This is a genomic window from Streptosporangium sp. NPDC006930 (genome assembly GCF_040635605.1).
GTDB lineage: Bacteria > Actinomycetota > Actinomycetes > Streptosporangiales > Streptosporangiaceae > Streptosporangium.
Map to the genome: position 1 here is coordinate 204626 of NZ_JBEYID010000012.1, position 17952 is coordinate 222577.

Below are 17952 nucleotides of genomic sequence, written 5' to 3' on the forward strand. Positions count from 1 at the left end.
AGCCCCGCCAGGATCGTCCCGCTGCTCGACACCGGAGGAGCACCGTGAGCCCCGCCGCGCTCTCCGGGATCGCCATCCCACTGGACCTCGGCACCGACCGGTTCACGGTCCTCGACAACCCCGGGCGGATGCTGCTCGTCGAGTCGGGCCTGGTGGACCTGTTCGCGGTCAGGACCGTCGACGGCGAACTGAACGGACGCTGGAACTTCCTCGGCCGGGCCGAGGCGGGCATGGTCCTGGCCTGCGGAGCGCCTTCCGGCCCGCGTCACGTGATCGTGGCCCGTCCGGTGCCCGGCACCGTGCTGGCCGACGTCCCGGTCGCGGTGCTGCACGACCTGCCCGCCGAGGCCGCCGCCTGGCTGGTCAAGGGGCTCGGCCGAGGCATCGAACTGCTCGCCGAGGCGCTGCCCGCCACCCTGCCGCCCCGGCAGTTCGTCCCGCTGCCCGTCGAGGGGACCGCCGAACTGGACGCGGGCCGCGCCCTGCGGTCGGTCGACGGCGTGCGCTGCGTGCGCGTCGAGGAGGGCGAGGTGGGCATCGGCAACAGCGACGGCCTGGTGTTCGGCGCGGACAGCGACATCTGCCTGACCGAGAGGGACTGGCTCCTCGCCCACACCAGGATCCGGCTGCGGACCCGCTCGCTGCACTCGGTCTTCGACGAGGGCGTGCTGTGCGAGTTCCTCGCCGCCCACGCGATCCGGCTGCTCGACACCGTCGACGACCGCCTGGAGCGGCAGCGCGAGGAGGAACGCGCCGCGCTCGCCGGACTGCGCGAACGCGAGAGCACCGTACTGACGCAGGCAGTACGCAGCTTCGACGCCGTACTGCGCGACACCGAGGTCCAGGTCAAGCTGGCCGACGTGGCCAACGACCCGCCCGCCCTCGCCGCGGCCCGACTGGTCGCGGCGCACCAGGGGTTCGAGGTACGGCCGCCGGTACGGCGCGGGGGCCAGGACCGGCCGATGGGCGACCTGCAGGCGATAGCGCTCGCCTCCGGCGTCCGTACCAGGATGGTCCGGCTGGACGGCCCGTGGTGGACCCAGGACCTGGGACCCATGGTGGGCAGCACCTCCACCGGCCGTCCCGTGGCGCTGCTCACCATGGGTCACGGCTACGTCATGGTGGACGACGGCGTGCTCACCCCGGTCACCGCGACCGTCGCCCGCGGCCTGGAGAAGCGGGCCCACGTGCTGTACCGGCCGCTGCCCGCCTCGGTCAAGACCGTCGGCGCGCTGCTGCGCCTGGGGCTCCTCGACGGCGGCAACCACCGTGACCTGCTGCGTTTCGCCGCCATGGGGGTGCTCGTCTCCCTGCTCGGGCTGCTCGTCCCGATCATGACGGGCAAGGTGCTCGGCGTGTTCACGGTACGGGCCGAGCTCGACCTCATCGTCCAGGGCTCCCTGCTCGTGATCGGCTCCGGGTTCGTGATCGCCGCCCTGTCGGTGGTGCAGAACATCGCGGTGCTGCGGGTCGAGAGCCGCACCACCTCCGCCCTGCAGTCGGGCCTGTGGACCCGGCTGCTCTCCCTGCCCGCCGGCTTCTTCGCCCGCTACTCGACCGGCGAACTGGGCACCACGGTGCTGGGCATCAGCTCGGCGCAGGAGATGCTCTCCGGGATGCTGACCACGGCCACGCTGGGGCTGCTCACCGGCTCGGCGAACCTCGTCCTGGTCTACTTCTACGACGTGCGCCTCGCCCTGGTCGCCACGGCGCTCATGCTGTTCGGCCTCGGGTTCGCCATCGTCGCGGGACGGATGCAGCTCCGCTGGCAGCGACAGGCCTACGAGCACGAGCGGACCATGTCGGCCAGGGTCTTCCAGATGCTCACCGCGATGCCGAAGCTGCGGGCCGCCGCCGCTGAGGAGCGGGCGTTCGCCGAGTGGACGCGTGAGGCCACCAGGGGCCGTTCGCTCACCGCCTCGGCCCGCCGCATCCAGAACGCGGTGACCACGTTCAACGCCGGGTTCCCGCTGGTCTGCACGGGGATCGTGTTCGCGGTGGTGGCCGGGCCGATGGCGGGTCAGGTCTCGGTGGCCACGTTCCTGCCGTTCTTCACCGCGCTCAGCCTGCTGCTCGCCTCCAGCCTCCAGTTCACCGCCGCCGCCGTCACCGCGATGGGCGTCGTGCCGATGCTGGAGAACATCAGGCCGATCCTGGAGGCCCGGCCGGAGACCGACGGCACCAAGGCCGACCCCGGCGACCTGTCGGGACGGCTCGGGCTCAGCAAGGTGTCGTTCCGCTACGGCCAGGACGGCCCGCTCACCCTCGACGGGGTCGCCCTCTCGATCGAGCCCGGTGAGTTCGTGGCCCTCGTCGGCCCCTCGGGGAGCGGCAAGTCCACGGTGCTGCGGCTGCTGCTCGGCTTCGAGACCCCGCTCTCGGGCACCGTGCTCTACGACGGCCAGGATCTCGCGGAACTCGACGTCTCCGCAGTCCGCCGCCAGTGCGGGGTGGTGCTCCAGAACGGCGCGCTGCAGGCGGGCAGCATCCAGGCCAACATCGTCGGCAGCGGCGTCCACACCGTGGACGACGCCTGGGCGGCGGCCGAGATGGCCGGGCTCGCCGCCGACATCAGGGCGATGCCGATGGGCATGCACACGGTGCTCTCCGAGGGCACCAGCACGCTGTCGGGCGGTCAGCGACAGCGCCTCATGATCGCTCGCGCGCTGGTCGCCCGGCCTCGCATCGTGTTCTTCGACGAGGCGACCAGTGCGCTGGACAACCCCTCCCAGAGCCGGGTCGCCGAGAGCACCCGCCGCCTCAACGCCACCCGGGTGGTGATCGCCCACCGGCTCTCCACGGTGGTGGCCGCCGACCGCATCGTGGTGATGGACGAGGGGCGGATCGTCCAGCAGGGCACCTACGACGACCTCCTCGCCGACCGGGACGGGCTCTTCGCCCGCCTCGCCACCCGCCAGCTCTCCTGACCGGCCTTTCGGCTGCTCCCGGACCGGGAGCAGCCGACTCCCCTGACCGGGCGGTCATCGGCGGGATGGGCGGCACGGCCGGAGGACGGAAGTCCGAACGGCGGCCCCGCCCGGAGGCGGGGCCGTCGTCGGCTCCTCCCGGTTTCCACCGGCCTCTACCGGGACGGCGTCCCGTTGGGGAGCGTGCTCGGCGCCGGGGCGTACCCGGTGGCCCGGGTGGTGAAGGTCCCCCGGCCCTGGGTCCGGCTCCGCAGCCTGGTCGCGTACCCGAACAGCTCGGCGAGCGGCACGGTCGCGGTGATCACCACCGTCCCCGCCCGCGCGGTCGAACCGGAGACCCGGCCACGTCGCGCCGACAGGTCGCCCAGCACCCCGCCCGCGGCGTCGTCGGGCACGGTGACCGTGACCTCGACCACCGGTTCCAGCAGCACCATCGCACTGGCCCGCAGTGCCTCCCGCAGCGCGAACCGGCCGGCCGCACGGAACGCCATCTCCGAGGAGTCCTTGGGATGGGTGGCCCCGTCGGTCAGCGTGACCAGAAGACCGGTCACCGGATGACCGCCGAGAGGCCCCTCGGCGAGCGCGTCCCGGCATCCGGCCTCCACCGCCCGGACGTACTCCCTCGGCACCCGCCCGCCGACGACGGCCGAGCGGAACACGAAGCCCGCCGCACCGCCGTCACCGGCGCCGGCGCCGACGGTGTCCGCGAGGTCCTCCAGTGGCTCCACGTCGAGGACGACGTGGGCGAACTGCCCGGCGCCGCCGTCCTGCTTGACGTGCCGGTACAGCAACCCGGACACCCCGCGCCCGACCGTCTCCCGGTAGGCCACCTGCGGCCGGCCGACCCCCACGTCCAGCCCCCGGGTACGACGGATCTTCTCCACCGCGACCTCCAGATGCAGCTCGCCCATCCCGGAAAGCAACGTCTGGCCCGTCTCGGGGTCGGTGCGCACCACCAGCGAGGGATCCTCCTCGACCAGCCGTGCCAGCGCCGACGCCAACCGTCCGGTGTCGACACTCCTGCGCGCCTCGACCGCGACGGAGACCACCGGATCGGCCACCGTCGGCGGTTCGAGGACGAGCGGTGCCTCGGGCGCGCACAGGGTGGCGCCGGTGCGGGCCGCCTTCAGCCCCACCACCGCGACGATGTCCCCGGCCGTCGCCAGGTCCACCTCCGTGTTCCGGTCGGCCTGCACATGCAGGATCCGGCCGATCCGCTCGGTACGCCGCGCGCCCGCGTCCAGCACCGTGTCTCCCTTCCGGATCGTCCCCGAGTAGACGCGCAGGTAGGACAGCCGCCCGGTCGCGGTCGAGTTCACCTTGAACACCAGCGCGGCGAACGGCGCCGCCGGGTCGGCGGCCCGCTCCAGCACCGCACCGTCCCGGGAACCGTCCGAGAGACCGTTCCGGTTGTCGTCCGGAGCACCGTTCCGCGAACCGTCCAGGCTGCCGCCCCGGGTGCCGCGTACGGGCGGCACGTCCAGCGGCGAGGGCAGGTAGGCGACGACGGCGTCCAGCAGCGGCTCGATCCCCCGGTCGCGGTAGGCCGATCCGCACAGCACCACCACGCCCTCCCCGGTACGGGTCAGGTCGCGCAGTGCGGCGTCGAGAGTCGGCGCGGAGATCTCCGACTCGGCGCAGAACTCCTCGAACGCGACCGGGTGCAGTTCGGCCACCGCCTCCTCAAGCAGGCGGCGGCGCCGGTTCGCCTCCTCGCGCAGGACGTCCGGCACCGGTCCCTCCTCGAACGTGTCACGGCCGCCGGCCCAGACCAGCGAACGCATGCGCACCAGGTCCACCACGCCGGTGAACCCGTCCTCCCGCCCGATCGGCAGCTGGACCACGAGCGGTACCACGCGCAACCGCTCGCGGATCGACGCGACCGCCGCGTCGAGGTCGGCACCTGAGCGGTCGAGTTTGTTGACGAAGGCGATCCGCGGCACCCCGTGCCGGTCGGCCTGCCGCCACACCGACTCGCTCTGCGGTTCGACGCCCGCGACGGCGTCGAACACCGCGATCGCGCCGTCGAGCACTCGCAGCGAGCGCTCCACCTCGTCGGAGAAGTCGACGTGGCCGGGGGTGTCGATGAGATGGATTCGGTGGTCGTTCCAGACGCAGCTCACTGCCGCGGCGAAGATGGTTATTCCACGGTCGCGCTCCTGGGAGTCGAAGTCGGTGACGGTCGTCCCTTCGTGCACCTCGCCACGCTTGTAGGTGGCGCCGGTGACGTACAGGATCCGTTCGGTGACGGTGGTCTTGCCCGCGTCGACGTGGGCGAGGATGCCCAGGTTGCGGACGCCGGTCAACGAGTCGGTGATACGACGGTGCGGGTTGGTGCGCACGGCCCATGGCCTTTCGGCATGATTCCGGACAGGACTGCGCGATTCCCGGACGTTCTCGGACGGGACGACCTGGGGTCAGGTCGCGAAGAGGCCCCTGGCACGGCGTGGCCACACGGGGACATGTCCTGTGGGCCGACTCGGCGGCGAGGGTCTGGAGGTCAGAGGTTCGTCACGGGCGGTCGACGTCGGCCGCGCGGCCGGCGTCGGGCACCAACGAAGACACCAGGATCACGTCGAAGCGTGACGGGGGAATGACCACGGCGGTGCGATGACGCACGGCATGCTCCCCTCACTGGTCAAGACGCGCACGCCACGGTGTCGCGGCGGCGCATGATCAGTGGCGAGTGTACTGAGACCGGTATGAGCGGTAAACCGGTTTTCTCTCCGACGAAGACCCGACGAAGAGGAGTCCGCCGGGAAAAGGCCGCGGCCGTTGGAAACCGACCGGCGGGGGGCGGGGCCGAATCCGCACCGCCCGCCCGCCGGGAAGACCGTCAGCGTCGCGCCACCGGCCGGATCATCCCTAGGACCGGCTGGTCTCCAGGTTGCAGATCGGGTCGGTGTTGTTGTTACGGTCGAAGGTGAACTTGAACTTGCCGTAGAGCTTCCAGCTCGACGACACCGACACGGTCGAACTGGGCGTGTGAGAGCCGGCGCCGTTCTTCGCGCTCCCGGTGGACCAGGTGTAGTGCGCGGTGTCGGTGCTCAGGCTGACATCGCGCATGAGGACGGCCTTGACGTTGTTCTGGGTCGACCCCGACTCTCCGTAGATCGTCCAGGTGAACTTGTCGAGCGTGGTCTTCCCGGAGGTGGAGCTGGTGGTGTAGTGGATCGCCGCATCCGCGATCATCCCGGAAGCGCTGCAGCTCCCGGAACGGGAGGCGGCGTGCGCCGCGCCCGCGGTGCCGACGACGGTGAGCATCGCCAGTCCGCCGACCATGAGAGCCCCGGTGGAAAACTTCTTCAACATTTCTGCTCCTGTTTTGAACACCCTGTGTGAATGTGACCGCTGCGGTAGTCGAAGGGCGAAACCCCTCTGGGGGACCACGAGCGGCACCGATGAGCACACCGGTGGTGCGCCTGCTCGACATCTCTCTCCTCACCTGGACTCGGGCCGTACGGGAAAATCAGCGGGAAAGGGGAAAGTGGAAACCGGACATCCGGCCGCGCACAGGCAGCCGTACAGCGACATCCGCGACGGGACGGAAAGACACCGTCGTCGAGAATTCAGAAGCTATTGGGCCAGGTCGGCGGGCTCGGCCGACATCCATTCCACGTCCCCGTCCGGGGTGACGACGACAAGTCGCCCGTCCGCGACGAACCTCGCCGTGGCGACCCCGTCCGTACTCCGCGCGACCTCGCCCTCGGCGTCCAGCACCGTGAAGGTCCTGCCGTCGGAGACCCCGATGTAGGGCTGGGTCGGATGCGCCGTCACGCCGGCCTCGGTGGCGAGCTCCCGTTTCCATGTCGAGCGGCCGTCGGGTCCCAAACCATGCACGACCGTCCGGAACCCCCCTTGCATGTCCATCGAGCGCATCACCAGCGCTGCCGCGCTCGTCCCGAGCGCGCACTCGGCGGCCTGGGCGAGCGCGGGTTCCAGCGGGTGCCGTTCGGACATCCCCCGTACCAGAGCCGCCTGCGCCCCGGTAACCAGGGCCGTCTCCCCCTGACCGGCCAGACAGACGTCGCTCACGGTGCCCCATTCGAGACCGGCGCCGTCCGGCTTCCAGCCGTCGGGGTCACGGGTGAACCGCAGCAACCGTCCCTGTTTCGGATCCCGCTGCGTGGTGAAGGCGAGTGCCGCGTTCCCGTCCGGCGACATGACCCATCCGTAGTCGGAGTACGGCACCGCGACGCGTTCCGACCCGGTCGGGCGGATGATCCTCAGGTGGGTCCGGCCGTCGGCGTCGCGCTCCTCGACCACCGCGTCCTCGGGCGAGACGGCGGTCAGCACCCGTACCTCTCGCGAGCCGGAGAGCGGGAAGGAGGATCGTCCCTGCTCGGTGAACCGGTACGGAGCGGCATCCGGCTCGTCCGGCGCCTGCCCGCCCCCGCCCTCGGCGGTGGTCGAGATGACGGCCACCGGGCACCTGTCCAGGCAGACGACGCCGCTCACCGTCTCGGCGAGCTCCCGGTCCTGCCACACCCGTCCCCGTACCCGGTCGAACCCGGTGATCGTCATCGTCACGGGATCGAACACCACGGCCCCGTTCGCATCCGCCTGCATTATCCGCGGCGGACGCGTCACCGTGGACGATCCGGCATCGGCTTCCCCGCTACAACCGGTAGCGAACAAAAAGCACCCGGCGACCGACACGGCGATTCCCCGTAATCGCATGACTACCTCTCGCCCCGTTTTTATGCACGTCGAAATCCGCCCGGGAGGCCCCTATCCCGGCGAATAGTGCAGTCCAAAATATATAGACCGAAACCCCCGAGCGAAAGCCTCATTTACCGCCACCGCCCCCAAGATCCGGATCCGGCGATCTCCCCAATGAGACCCGAAGCCATGAGCGCTCGGCCTGCGGGCCCGGCGTACATCACCCGTTGGGCGAACGCCGTACTGCCGTAACCGTCGGACCAGATCAGCGGACCCTCCTCTGGCTCGTCCGGCCTCTCTCCGCCGCGTGGGACTGCCAGGAGCCCCCTCCGGCCGCGACGGCGACCGCGGCTTCGCGAAAAATCGCGGCCGATCAGCGCGATGCGGAGTATTTTCGGGGAGTCGCGAAAGCGAGCACATGCTTACCCGGAGCTTCATGCCCCTGAGGACGCGGTCTCCGGACCGCGCCCTCTTTTCTTCCCCTTCTTCTCCCCACCCGAGGCCGCGCCGCCATGAACACGATCCCCTGCAGGCGCGCTCCTCAGTCCGCCGGAGCAGATCGTGAATTCGCTGGTCATCACCGTGAGGGCGGGACCCGGGCAGCCGGGCTCGCTGCGGCCCATCACCCGGCTGAACCCGTCCTTCGCCTGGGCGGCGTACGGAGTGGTGTCCGATGCCCGCGACCTGAACCGCTTCTACCGGGCGCTCTTCGGCGGCCGGCTCGTCAGCCGGGAGTCGCTGGCGCAGATGCGCACCGGCGTCACCACGCCCCAGGCCCCGATCTTCCCCCGGTACGGGCTCGGGCTGGAGTCGGTGGGACTCACCTGCGGCGAGATGTGGGGCGCGACCGGCTCGATCCCCGGTTACACGCCCCTTGGTTTCGCCGACGCCACGGGCGAACGCCGGATGGCGCTCTCGGTCAACGTGCAGCGCAACGATCCGGCGGTCGCGCGCATGCTGCTCGCCGCCGTTGACGCGTTCAACCGTTACTTCTGCGGCGAGCCGTACGGACTGCCCGGCGGAGGGGCGAAGTCGCCGGCTTGAGCGCGGGCGGGCTCGAAGAGTTCGACGAGGTTGCCGGCGGGGTCGGTGAGCAGGATCTGCCGTCCGCCCGGGCCGGCGACCACGTCTCCCTGGAAGGACAGACCGGCGTCGCGGAGCCGGTCGATCTCGGTGTCGAGGTCGTCGACGATGAGGTGAATTCGGTTGCGACCTGCGGGGGTGCCCGGGGGTGTGGCGCGGGCGCCGGAGCTGGCAGGTCCGGACAGCAGGAGCCGCAGCGGTCCGCGTACCACCTCGGCGAAAGCGGGCGCGGCGTCCAGGCCCAGGGTGAAGCCGAGGTGGGCGGTGTAGAAGCCGACGGCGGCCGGCACGTCGTCGACGAGATAGCGGACGGCGGCGAGCTGGTCGGGTGCGGTCATGGCCGGGCCTTTCACGGTGTGAGGACGGGTAACAGGTAGCGGACGCGGGTGTCGATCTCCGCCACGATGCGCACGAAGGCGGGGTATCCGGCCTGCTCGGCGGCGGGGTCGGGGATGCTCCAGTGGATGCGCCGGGAGCGGTCGCCGAAGTCGGGGCAGACCTCGCGGACCTTGTCGCACAGGCTGATGACGTGGTCGAAGTGGCGCCCGGCGAGGGTGTCCAGGTGCCGGGGGCGCCGGTCTTCGAGGTCGATGCCGTAGCCCTCGCGCAGCGCCCGGACGGCGTCGCGGTGCAGGTGCGGCCGGGGGTGGCTGCCCGCGCTCACGATCTCCAGGTGGTCGCCGCCGTGGTGGCGCAGCAGGGCTTCGGCGATCGGCGAGCGGGCGCTGTTACCGGTGCAGGTGAACAGGACGGCGGGCGGGCGCGCGAGCGCCGTGGACGGCCGAGGTGGGACCGGGGCGAGGTGGAGCGCGGGGTGCAGCGCGAGGCCGCTGGCGGCCAGGGCGTTGGCGCAGCGGTCCAGGGCGAGGTGGTAGTAGCTGTCGCGGGCGTCGGCGCTACTGCGCCGCGTGGTGACCAGGTCGCCGTCGCGCAGCAGCCGCAGATGGTAGGAGACCAGGTTCTGCGGATGATCCACCAGGTCCACCAGTTCGCGTACCCGGTAGTCGCTCGTGGCCAGCTCGCTCAGCAGCCGCCATCGCAGCGGATGGCAGGCCAGTCGCACAAAGGCCGGGACGGGTTGAACCGGGGTCACCATGTCGCGATAATACATCAAACCCATTTGATGTATCTGTCCGTGAGTGTGCCAGACCTGCTCGCGGACGGTCACCCGGGTCCTGATGAGGGCCCTCACACCGGGCGATCCGCACGACCGGGGAAAAGAGCGACAGTGGCCGACGAACAGGCCGTGGGCGATCCGGCCGACGCTCCCAAAGGCGGCGAGGCGTCCTGGCGTACGGTGCGGGAGGTGGCGCTGCTGTTTCTCAAACTCGGCACCATCGCCTTCGGCGGCCCGGCCGCGCACACCGCGCTGACCTGAAGGACTCCCCGATGAACGACCCCGCGCCCACCTGCCCCTACTGCCGACTGAACACCGCCGCCGACGAACCGCCAGGCGGATGGGTCCACCGCGACGACTCCTGGCTCGTTCACCACGGCCCCGCCCAGTCCTCCAGGCCGGGAACCATGAAGATCGTCTCCACGCGGCACTACACCGACTTCGCCGAGATGACGTCAAAGGAGGCGGTGTCCTTCGGCGTCCTGCTTCACACGCTGGACACCGCCATGCGGGCCACCACCGACGCCGAACGCGTCCACCTGGTCTCCACCCGCGACCGCGTCCAGCACTTCCACGCCTGGCTCTATCCCCGCCCCGCCTCCCACGCCCTGCGCGGGACGGACTTCCTCAACGCGCCCCAGCGCAGCGAACCCGCCGACGCCGATCGGGCCACCGAGGCGGTACGCCGGCACCTACGCGCGAAAAGCGCCCTTTGAGGTCCGCGGTCGGATCCGTCACGGCCGAAATCGATGATCGATCAAGTCCGGACCAGGCCGGCACCTGCGGGCCCGGCCGATGTCAGCTACGCGACGTCGGGCCGCGTCATCAGCGGCGAGCGCAGATGCCACTCCAGATTGGGGCCGGTCAGGGGCACGATGTTCCACGTCGCGACCGCTGTGCCCGCTTCGGCGTCGACCACCAGCCGGACCCGGTGCGGGGTGGTGATGACGTAAAGATCGGCGACGAACGTGTCGCCCTGCCAGGCGCCGGCCGCGACGACAGGCCGGCCCAGCGGCGCGCTCTCCCGCCATTCGCCGTGGCCGACCTCAACGTCGAGGGACGGCCCCAGCCCCACGATCCACCCACCGTCCACGGGATCGACGGTCACCGTGGTTCCTTCGGGCAGAGGCGAATCCTCGGCACAGGCGTCGAGTCCCGCCTTGACCGAACGCCTCGGCTCTGCCGAACCCGGTACCGGCGCGAGTGACAGCCGCCGCAGCCGATCGGCGAGGATCTCGTCGTCCCGAGTGCTGTCCGCCTGGTCCAGGCCAGGCAGCAGACACTCCCACAGCGGGTCGAGTATCGCCTCACCCTGCGTTACCGCGGCGGTCACGGCGATCACGAGATCGTGTGACGGGACGACCAGACAAAACTGGCCGAAGGCGCCGTCGGCCCGGTAACCGTGACGCGACATCCAGAACTGGTAGCCGTACCCGCGAAGCGCGTCGAGGTTTTCCGACCAGCCCTCGATCTGCAGAGTCTCGATGTGCTGCCTGGTCGCGAGCTCCACCCATTCGCGCGGGATGAGCCGCCGGTCGCCCCACAGGCCGCCGCGCAGCAGCAGTTCGCCGAAGGCGGCGACGGCCTCGGTCGTGAGGTGCAGCCCCTGGAATCCGAAGGCGGCGCCGCTCGCCACCCGGTCCCATTCGGCATGGTCGACGCCCATCGGCGCGAAAAGGCGCTCATCGAGAAATTCCGGCAGGCCGCGGCCCGTGACCCGTTCCACCATCCGGGCCAGGAGGAAGGTGGTCGGATTGTCGTAGGCGTGCCGTGTCCCCTCGGCTTCGGGAAACGGTACGCGCAGGAAGCCCTTCACCAGGTCGCCCGGTTCCAGGCGCCACGCCTCGTCGAGACTGTCCGTACGGTGTCCGGCCGTCATGGACAGCAGGTGATGAACGGTGACGCGGCGTCCCTGGTCCGAGATGTCGGCCGGAACATGGTCGGGCAACACGTCCACCACCCGATCGTCCAGCGAGAGCAGGCCGTCGGCGATCGCGAGCCCCACGGCGACCGAGGTGAACGACTTGGTCACCGAGTAGAGCAGGTGCGGGCGCTCGGCCGAGTACGGGGCCCACCATCCTTCGGCGACGACATGACCGTGGCGTACGACCATGATGGAGTGGCACTCGGCCGACTGTGCTTCGAGCCGGTCCAGCAGCGCGATGATCGAGCGAGACGACATCCCCGAGGCGGCCGGTGTCGACCGTGGCAGCAGGGCACGATGAGAAGCCATCCAAGCACCGTAACAAACCCACTAAATCCACTCAATGGAGTTACGGGACGTCGTTTGGTCGTTTTCTCCACGAAACCGTGCTTCACGCGCGAGCCCGAATCCACCGCAACCGCCGCGCCGGCTCCTCCGAATCATCGCCCGTATCTCACCTTGGCGGAAAAAGGAAATTAACCCCGCGAATCCAGCGTGCGGACCGAAATTCGTTGAACGAGAGACCGGAAATGTTCCCGAGGGGATTTCCGACGTCGTCGCACTGTCGAGAGCCGGGATGCGCCTTCCTGAACCGAGTTCGCACCGAGGAGAGCCGATCACCGCACAGTGACGGCGCATGACGCCCGAAGGATAGGTCATCGGGGCCTTGGGCGTCCTGTTCCGCCAGATGAAAATCACTCAGCCTGGAACTAGAGTGAAAAAAATTAAAACAGGCTGAGGAGATGGTGGAGTCGATGTCGCCGGGAATGGGGCCCACGTCGCCGGACTTCAGCGGAATCGATCCAGATCTGATGCGAGGCTTCATCACCGCGCTGGAGCGCGGTCGCGATGTGATCGGCGAGCAGTCCGGGCGGATCCGGCAACTGTTCGCGGCGGCGGAGGTGTCGGCGGTGGGGCTGCGGCCGATCGGGGAGATCGGCGGCTGGATCGGCGACGAACTGCCGAAGCTGCGTCAACGCCTGGAAACGATCGACCAGGACCTCCCCCTGATGGTGGGAGGCGCCCCCCACATCCCGAAGCAGGGCTCGGCGTGGACCGGCGGCCAGGTCCAGGACCCGTTCCAGTGGGGGCTGCTGCCCTACGACGAGAAGACGGGAAAGTCCCCGGCGGGCAACGCCAAGAAGGGCACCGAACTCGCCGACAAGTTCAGGCACCTCCCCAAGCCGTCCCCCGGCCCGCCCGACGCCGCCTATGACCGGATCCTCGACAAGCTCGCCGACAAGCAAAAGGACGGCTACTTCACCGCCGGGTTCTTCCGGTCCCTCGGCCCCAAGGGCATGATCGACATGATCAACCGCCTGGAGAGATACGACAAGAAGGCGGCCGACAAGCACCGGAAGGTCATGAGCGACGCCCTCACCACGGCGATCGGCACGCAACCGGCCGTCCTCGGCTCCGCCTGGCAGGCCGACAACCTCAAGAAGGCGCCGACCCACGAGCTGGCGTCCCTGCTCAGACACGGCATGTTCCCCACCGCGTGGCTCACCGAGATAGCGCGCAGCAGGGTGGGCAAGCCGGTCGGCGACGGCTCCCGCCCCCGGCGTTGGGAGACCGACCTCGGCCCACTGCTACCCGCCCTGGCCAATAACCCCGACGCGGCGAGGAGCCTGTTCAACGCGATGTCCCGAGAAGACCTCCGAGACGTCTTCGCCGAACTCAACCGTTTGGGAGCCACCAAGATCGCCATTTTCCCCTGGCTGGAGATAGAGAAATCGAAATCTCCCTGGCAGGTGCCGAGGAGCATGAATTTCGACGTCGGCGCTGAGTTCGGCCGGATGCTCGCCGCCGCAGGCGGAGCCTACGACAAGGGACCGCACAGCCCCGAGGCCGTGAAGTTCGCCTTCAACGTCATGACCATCATGGGAGACCTCAAGGACACCGACGGCACCGCGGACTCTCCGGCCACCCCGATGGAGGTCGCGCCGAACGCCAGGATCTTCATGTCGACTCTGGCCGGCGCCTACGCCGCCGAGATCACCGAGGGCGCGAACATCGGCGATACCAACATGACCGAGGAGAGCGAGCTGAAGCCCTTCACCTCGGCCTTCGGCATGACCTCCGCGTTCACCCTGAGCCCGAAGGACACCTACCGCTTCCTCAAGACCTTCGCCGACTCCCCGGCGAACCTTCTCCCATTTGACCAGGCGATGGGCGGCCTCTCCCAGAAGCTCATCGCCGACGCCTCTGAGAAGACCCGGCGCACCGGAGACGTCGACCACCTGGACCGGGTCTTCACGGCCCTGGGCAACGTACGCGGCTTCGAACTCGCCGCCGTCGAGAAGGTCCAGGGCAACCTGGACTCGATCGACGAGCAGGCGAAGGACACGTTCAACTTCTTCCGCGACACCACCATCGGACTCGCGAGCATGTACATCGTCCCCTTCAAAGCCATGAACTATTTTTGGTTCGGACTTAGCACTACTCTCTCGGGCCACGGCGCCTTCATCGAAGATGACCCCGAGACCCGGATGGACCGGACCAACGCGGCGGAGAGGGTGGCGACCCTCGGCCGTCAGCACATGTACGCGCAAATACTCATGGCCAATGGCTTCGTCCCCAAGGTGACACCCGCCGAGTTCCAGGCCGGCCGCGCGTCCATCACCGACTCCAAGGGCAACCTCAAACCGTTCTCCGAGTTGATCAAGCCGCCCGATGTCCCCCTCACCGATGCCAAGGGCAACCTCAGGCCACCTTCCGAGTTGGTCGCGAAGGGGGACGAAGGACTCAAGGCGTTCGAACGGTGGATGATTGCCAACGGGATGGGCAGCGATGACAAAACTTCGCTAGGGGGACTATCCAACGAGATGGCGGACCGATTTGAAAGCCGCAACAAGCGAGGGCGGGAACGAGCCCTGGCCTTCGATAGCTAACTTACGAGATCGGCAGACACTCGGTCTCGCCTCGAACCCCATACTGGCCGTCGCCTGGAGACTCCAAGATGATCACCGTCTTGTACTTATCATTGGCGAGTCGGATAGGAGCGTTGCCACGATCTTCGGCAATTCGGTAGGGGGCGACGCGAGAGAGCGCACCCAGCAAAAGATCATTGAGGTTATCTCCATCACGCTGCGCCCCCGAGTCCCTGCCTGTAGCCGCAAACGTACGCTTGGCCATGCCCTCTCCACAGGGAATATCACGCCCACCGGAATCAGTGATTCGGACATCCGAAGCATAGCGCTCCTTCATCAATTCAGTGATGTGCGATTTAAGCGTCTCCCCCGCTTCGGCCGCCGTAGGGTCACTATCCCCACATCCGGACACCATCAGCACCATAAACATGCAGACCAAAACACCGCGCCATACAAAACGTGTCACACATTCCTCCAGAGCTGGCCCGGGTGCTGTAGATCCAATAATGTCCAATAGTCCGCCCGATGTATCGGCATCCGAAGAGGGATATATGAATCCTGGCCCGGACGGTCTGGTGCCCAACCCGCGGCGCCAGGTGCTGGAACAGATATTGGTGGAGCTCAAGGCGAGAGTCGCCCTCCTTGAGGCCGCGCTCGACCCGGCCCACGGCCAGCTCACCGGCAAGTCGGTGTGGGTCGGGCCGAAGGCCCGGACGTTCACCGAAGATCTCACTGCCCGCCACACCCGACTGCGCCAGGCGGCCAGGGCACTCGTCGACATGATCGAAGAGGAGCTTCGGTCGGCTCCGGCGAAGATCCCGCCCTCCGCCACGCGACAGTGACGCATCGGGCCGAAATCCGGCCGGGAGCCGACGTTACCGACTCACGTCATGCTTCGTGACGCACGGCGAGGTTGTCGAAGCCGTCACTCTTGATGCCGGCGAGGAAGGCATCCCATTCGGCCGAGGTGAAGGCCAGCACGGGGCCTTCGGGGTCCTTGGAGTCACGGACCAGGACGAGCAGATCTGCATCCGGACCAGAGTCGGCCTGGGAGGTCTCGGCGAGGGCGACTTCAACGCAGTCGGGACCGTTACCGCTCAGAGTGCTCTTGCTCCAAACACCTACCTCGACACAGTCCTGACCAGCACCACAACGGGAACTCTTGTTCCAGACACCTACCTCGACGCAGTTCTGGCCAGCGCCACTGAGGGAGCTCTTACGCCAGACGCCAACTTCAACGCAGTCGGAGCCGTTGCCGCTCAGTGAGCTCTTACGCCAGACGTCGATCTCAACGCAGTTTTGTCCGTTACCGCTGAGTGAGCTCTTACGCCACATCACCTGGGACAGTTCCGGTGTGAACATTCCACATTGCCTTTCGTGGAGTGGTTACTCGAACTGGGAAGCCGCCTCAGCGATAAAGCGGTGAGATTCGTCCGGATCCAGCGCTTTCGCCCGAAGAAGTCCGTATCGGTAAACATCCGTCTCTCGCTCTATATAGAGACTTCCCGTGAAGTTCTCCATGAACACCACGTCAGGGTCGGCAGGTTCGGGAAACTCCATGATCTCAAATGCGCCGTTCGTGCCGGGATGGACTCCAGCTGCGAAAGGCAGCACCTGGATGGTGACGTTGGGGAGGTCGGTTATGTCGAGTAACCGCTTGAGCTGGGAGCGCATCACCTCAGGTCCGCCGACAGGACGACGGATGACGGCTTCGTCCAGAACAACCCAGAAACGCAGGGGCATGTCTTGAACAAGGAGCGTCTGGCGAACCATGCGAACCTCGACGCGCCGCTCGATCTCGCCCGGGGATGAGATGAACAAGGCGGATCCGACTCCGGCCGCTGCGCCGGCGGACGGATCACCGTCGCCGTCGCCCACCATGATGGAACGCTCCACATCGACGTGATCGACGCCGGATCGGCGACCGGGCACCGCCCCCTGCTGCGCGCGAACGTCTCCCCCGAAAGCGGCGGAGGACGCGGACTCTGGCTGGTCAGAGAACTGTCATCGGCCTGGGGCTGGTACGAGATCCTCACCGGCCGCGTGGTGTGGTTCCAGCTGAACGACCGGTGACCCCATGATCCGCTGGGACCGCCCACCCCGCTGCTTCGGTCCGCACACGAACCCCTCATCTCCTCCTCGACCGACGCCCTCCTGACCGGCGGCACGCCTGAGGTTCGAGCGGCTCGCCGATCAGGAGGGCGGGGCCGTGACCGTCACGGTGAGGGTGTGGGATGACGGTCATGCGGGAGATCAGTCCTTCGGGCGCTCGCCGAGCCTGTCGGTGAAGCCCATGTCGGCCAGCGCCACGCGCAGTAGCGGCACATCCTTCTGCACCACGTCGTACTCGAGCAGTTCGGCCGTACCCGGGTCGATGACCAGGCGGAAGGTGAGCGCGTCGGCCGCCGAGGAGGAAAGGGCGACCCCTGTGCGCCCCAGCACGTCCTTCGCCTCACCCTGCGAGGTGATGCCCGGCTGGTCGGCGAGCACCTTGAACAGGGCGGACCGGGTGCCCGGCGTGATCGGCGCGGTCATCAGGTCCACGCCCGTCTGCCACAGGTAGACGGCCTTGCCCAAGTCCGCGGAGTTGGGGCTGCGCTTCCAGAGGTCGTCCAGGTGGCGCTTGAGCTCGTCCTTGCCGGTGGGCAGCTTGGTGACGTTCCGCAGGTTCAGGCTCGGGTTGTCGATCGACAGGATCGGCTCGAAGGTGTCGTCGGCGGTCCTGGGCTTGTCGTCCGCCAGTATGGGCGACCCCGCCGCCTTCCAGGCGGCCTCGTCCTGCGGGGAGCCGAACGTGACCTTCACGTCCTGGTTGCTCGCCCTCCGGCCGGCCTCGCCCGCCTTCATGGCGCGCCAGGTCTCGCGAGTGTCGGCCCGGTAGGCCTCGTACGGCAACTCGGCCGACTCCGCCTTGGTCTTGGCCGTGGACTCGCCGGGGGCGTTGTCCACCTTCTGCAGGGTGCGCTCGTTGACGTACCAGTAACGGCCGGAGTGCGCCGGTTCCCGCCGCGCGGTCGAGGCTGCGGCCAGCAGGAACGTGCGCGCGTCGGCCACGCGTTCTGGCGTGCCCTGCGTCGTGGAGGCGACCACCGCGCCACTCGGGCCCGTACCGGCCGGGTCCGTACCGGAGCCGCCGGTCGTGACGACGACGGCCGTGGCCGCGAGCCCGGCGGCCACCGTGCCGGCCATCAGGAAGTGCGGCCACCGCAGGCGCGGCCGGGCCGGGTGAGCGGGCCGGGCCTGTTCGGCACGTGGAGTGGCGAAGGCGCGGGCCAGGTCGCCCGCCCGGCGGCGGCGGTAGCCGTCTTCGGTCAGCTCGTCCAGCTCACCGGGCTTGAGCCGGGCGAAAGTGCGGTCATCCATGAAAGG

General features: G+C 68.7%; 17 protein-coding genes. 7 read left to right on the top strand and 10 right to left on the bottom strand.

Annotated features, from left to right (window positions below; genetic code table 11):
• The first annotated feature begins 44 nt into the window (after window positions 1-44).
• Window positions 45-2927, top strand: coding sequence for an NHLP bacteriocin export ABC transporter permease/ATPase subunit (locus ABZ664_RS22205; RefSeq protein ID WP_362512873.1), 2883 nt, complete (start codon window positions 45-47; stop codon window positions 2925-2927).
• Between the two features lie 155 nt (window positions 2928-3082).
• Here the strand turns inward: ABZ664_RS22205 and fusA are convergent, their stop codons facing one another.
• From fusA to ABZ664_RS22220, 3 genes are all read right to left on the bottom strand, one after another.
• A complete protein-coding gene (gene fusA, locus ABZ664_RS22210; protein WP_362512876.1) occupies window positions 3083-5269 on the bottom strand; it encodes an elongation factor G in 2187 nt (728 codons plus the stop codon).
• 523 nt (window positions 5270-5792) lie between these two features.
• Entirely contained in the window at window positions 5793-6239 is a 447-nt protein-coding gene (locus tag ABZ664_RS22215) for a hypothetical protein (RefSeq protein ID WP_362512879.1), read from the bottom strand.
• Between the two features lie 264 nt (window positions 6240-6503).
• A complete protein-coding gene (locus ABZ664_RS22220; protein WP_362512881.1) occupies window positions 6504-7457 on the bottom strand; it encodes a hypothetical protein in 954 nt (317 codons plus the stop codon).
• A gap of 693 nt (window positions 7458-8150) precedes the next feature.
• On the opposite strand from ABZ664_RS22220, the gene ABZ664_RS22225 reads away from it, so the two are divergent.
• Window positions 8151-8633, top strand: coding sequence for a serine hydrolase (locus tag ABZ664_RS22225; protein ID WP_362512884.1), 483 nt, complete (start codon window positions 8151-8153; stop codon window positions 8631-8633).
• Here ABZ664_RS22225 and ABZ664_RS22230 read toward each other — a convergent pair.
• Window positions 8576-9010 carry a VOC family protein gene (locus ABZ664_RS22230; RefSeq protein ID WP_362512887.1) on the bottom strand — a complete coding sequence of 145 codons (435 nt, stop codon included), beginning with the start codon at window positions 9008-9010 and terminating at the stop codon, window positions 8576-8578. The two genes, ABZ664_RS22225 and ABZ664_RS22230, sit on opposite strands and share 58 nt — an antisense overlap.
• 11 nt (window positions 9011-9021) lie before the next feature.
• Window positions 9022-9768, bottom strand: a complete 747-nt coding sequence (locus ABZ664_RS22235; RefSeq protein WP_362512890.1) for an ArsR family transcriptional regulator — start codon at window positions 9766-9768, stop codon at window positions 9022-9024.
• A gap of 132 nt (window positions 9769-9900) precedes the next feature.
• On the opposite strand from ABZ664_RS22235, the gene ABZ664_RS22240 reads away from it, so the two are divergent.
• Both ABZ664_RS22240 and ABZ664_RS22245 read left to right on the top strand, forming a co-directional pair.
• Window positions 9901-10050, top strand: a complete 150-nt coding sequence (locus ABZ664_RS22240; RefSeq protein WP_362512893.1) for a hypothetical protein — start codon at window positions 9901-9903, stop codon at window positions 10048-10050.
• Between the two features lie 11 nt (window positions 10051-10061).
• Window positions 10062-10505, top strand: a complete 444-nt coding sequence (locus tag ABZ664_RS22245; RefSeq protein ID WP_362512897.1) for a hypothetical protein — start codon at window positions 10062-10064, stop codon at window positions 10503-10505.
• An 86-nt stretch (window positions 10506-10591) separates the two neighbouring features.
• Here the strand turns inward: ABZ664_RS22245 and ABZ664_RS22250 are convergent, their stop codons facing one another.
• Window positions 10592-12022: a serine hydrolase domain-containing protein gene (locus ABZ664_RS22250; protein WP_362512901.1), complete on the bottom strand. Its 1431-nt coding sequence runs from the start codon at window positions 12020-12022 to the stop codon at window positions 10592-10594.
• A 434-nt stretch (window positions 12023-12456) separates the two neighbouring features.
• On the opposite strand from ABZ664_RS22250, the gene ABZ664_RS22255 reads away from it, so the two are divergent.
• A complete protein-coding gene (locus ABZ664_RS22255) occupies window positions 12457-14604 on the top strand; it encodes a hypothetical protein (protein ID WP_362512904.1) in 2148 nt (715 codons plus the stop codon).
• 1 nt (window position 14605) lies between these two features.
• On the opposite strand, the gene ABZ664_RS22260 is transcribed toward ABZ664_RS22255, so the two are convergent.
• The gene (locus tag ABZ664_RS22260; RefSeq protein ID WP_362512908.1) at window positions 14606-15049 is read right to left on the bottom strand and encodes a hypothetical protein; all 444 of its coding nucleotides are present in this window, start codon (window positions 15047-15049) and stop codon (window positions 14606-14608) included.
• 85 nt (window positions 15050-15134) lie between these two features.
• Between ABZ664_RS22260 and ABZ664_RS22265 the strand changes: the two genes are divergently transcribed.
• Window positions 15135-15425: a hypothetical protein gene (locus ABZ664_RS22265; protein ID WP_362512911.1), complete on the top strand. Its 291-nt coding sequence runs from the start codon at window positions 15135-15137 to the stop codon at window positions 15423-15425.
• A gap of 46 nt (window positions 15426-15471) precedes the next feature.
• On the opposite strand, the gene ABZ664_RS22270 is transcribed toward ABZ664_RS22265, so the two are convergent.
• On the bottom strand, window positions 15472-15945 hold the full coding sequence (locus tag ABZ664_RS22270; protein ID WP_362512914.1) for a DUF397 domain-containing protein: 474 nt from the start codon (window positions 15943-15945) through the stop codon (window positions 15472-15474).
• A 24-nt stretch (window positions 15946-15969) separates the two neighbouring features.
• A complete protein-coding gene (locus ABZ664_RS22275; protein ID WP_362512917.1) occupies window positions 15970-16479 on the bottom strand; it encodes a DUF5753 domain-containing protein in 510 nt (169 codons plus the stop codon).
• A gap of 6 nt (window positions 16480-16485) precedes the next feature.
• Here ABZ664_RS22275 and ABZ664_RS22280 point away from each other — a divergent pair, with 6 nt between their 5' ends.
• Window positions 16486-16656, top strand: a complete 171-nt coding sequence (locus ABZ664_RS22280) for a hypothetical protein (RefSeq protein WP_362512920.1) — start codon at window positions 16486-16488, stop codon at window positions 16654-16656.
• Window positions 16657-16836: 180 nt separating this feature from the next.
• Here ABZ664_RS22280 and ABZ664_RS22285 read toward each other — a convergent pair whose 3' ends face one another.
• A complete protein-coding gene (locus tag ABZ664_RS22285) occupies window positions 16837-17946 on the bottom strand; it encodes a CU044_5270 family protein (RefSeq protein ID WP_362512923.1) in 1110 nt (369 codons plus the stop codon).
• Window positions 17947-17952 lie beyond the last annotated feature (6 nt).

What these genes read in the sequence shown, in the direction of transcription:
- ABZ664_RS22215 (WP_362512879.1), bottom strand. Translation starts at nt 6,239, where the DNA reads ATGTTGAAGAAGTTTTCCACCGGGGCTCTCATGGTCGGCGGACTGGCG.
- ABZ664_RS22250 (WP_362512901.1), bottom strand. Translation starts at nt 12,022, where the DNA reads ATGGCTTCTCATCGTGCCCTGCTGCCACGGTCGACACCGGCCGCCTCG.
- ABZ664_RS22245 (WP_362512897.1), top strand. Translation starts at nt 10,062, where the DNA reads ATGAACGACCCCGCGCCCACCTGCCCCTACTGCCGACTGAACACCGCC.
- ABZ664_RS22235 (WP_362512890.1), bottom strand. Translation starts at nt 9,768, where the DNA reads ATGGTGACCCCGGTTCAACCCGTCCCGGCCTTTGTGCGACTGGCCTGC.
- ABZ664_RS22285 (WP_362512923.1), bottom strand. Translation starts at nt 17,946, where the DNA reads ATGGATGACCGCACTTTCGCCCGGCTCAAGCCCGGTGAGCTGGACGAG.
- ABZ664_RS22255 (WP_362512904.1), top strand. Translation starts at nt 12,457, where the DNA reads ATGGTGGAGTCGATGTCGCCGGGAATGGGGCCCACGTCGCCGGACTTC.
- ABZ664_RS22270 (WP_362512914.1), bottom strand. Translation starts at nt 15,945, where the DNA reads ATGTTCACACCGGAACTGTCCCAGGTGATGTGGCGTAAGAGCTCACTC.
- ABZ664_RS22230 (WP_362512887.1), bottom strand. Translation starts at nt 9,010, where the DNA reads ATGACCGCACCCGACCAGCTCGCCGCCGTCCGCTATCTCGTCGACGAC.
- ABZ664_RS22265 (WP_362512911.1), top strand. Translation starts at nt 15,135, where the DNA reads ATGAATCCTGGCCCGGACGGTCTGGTGCCCAACCCGCGGCGCCAGGTG.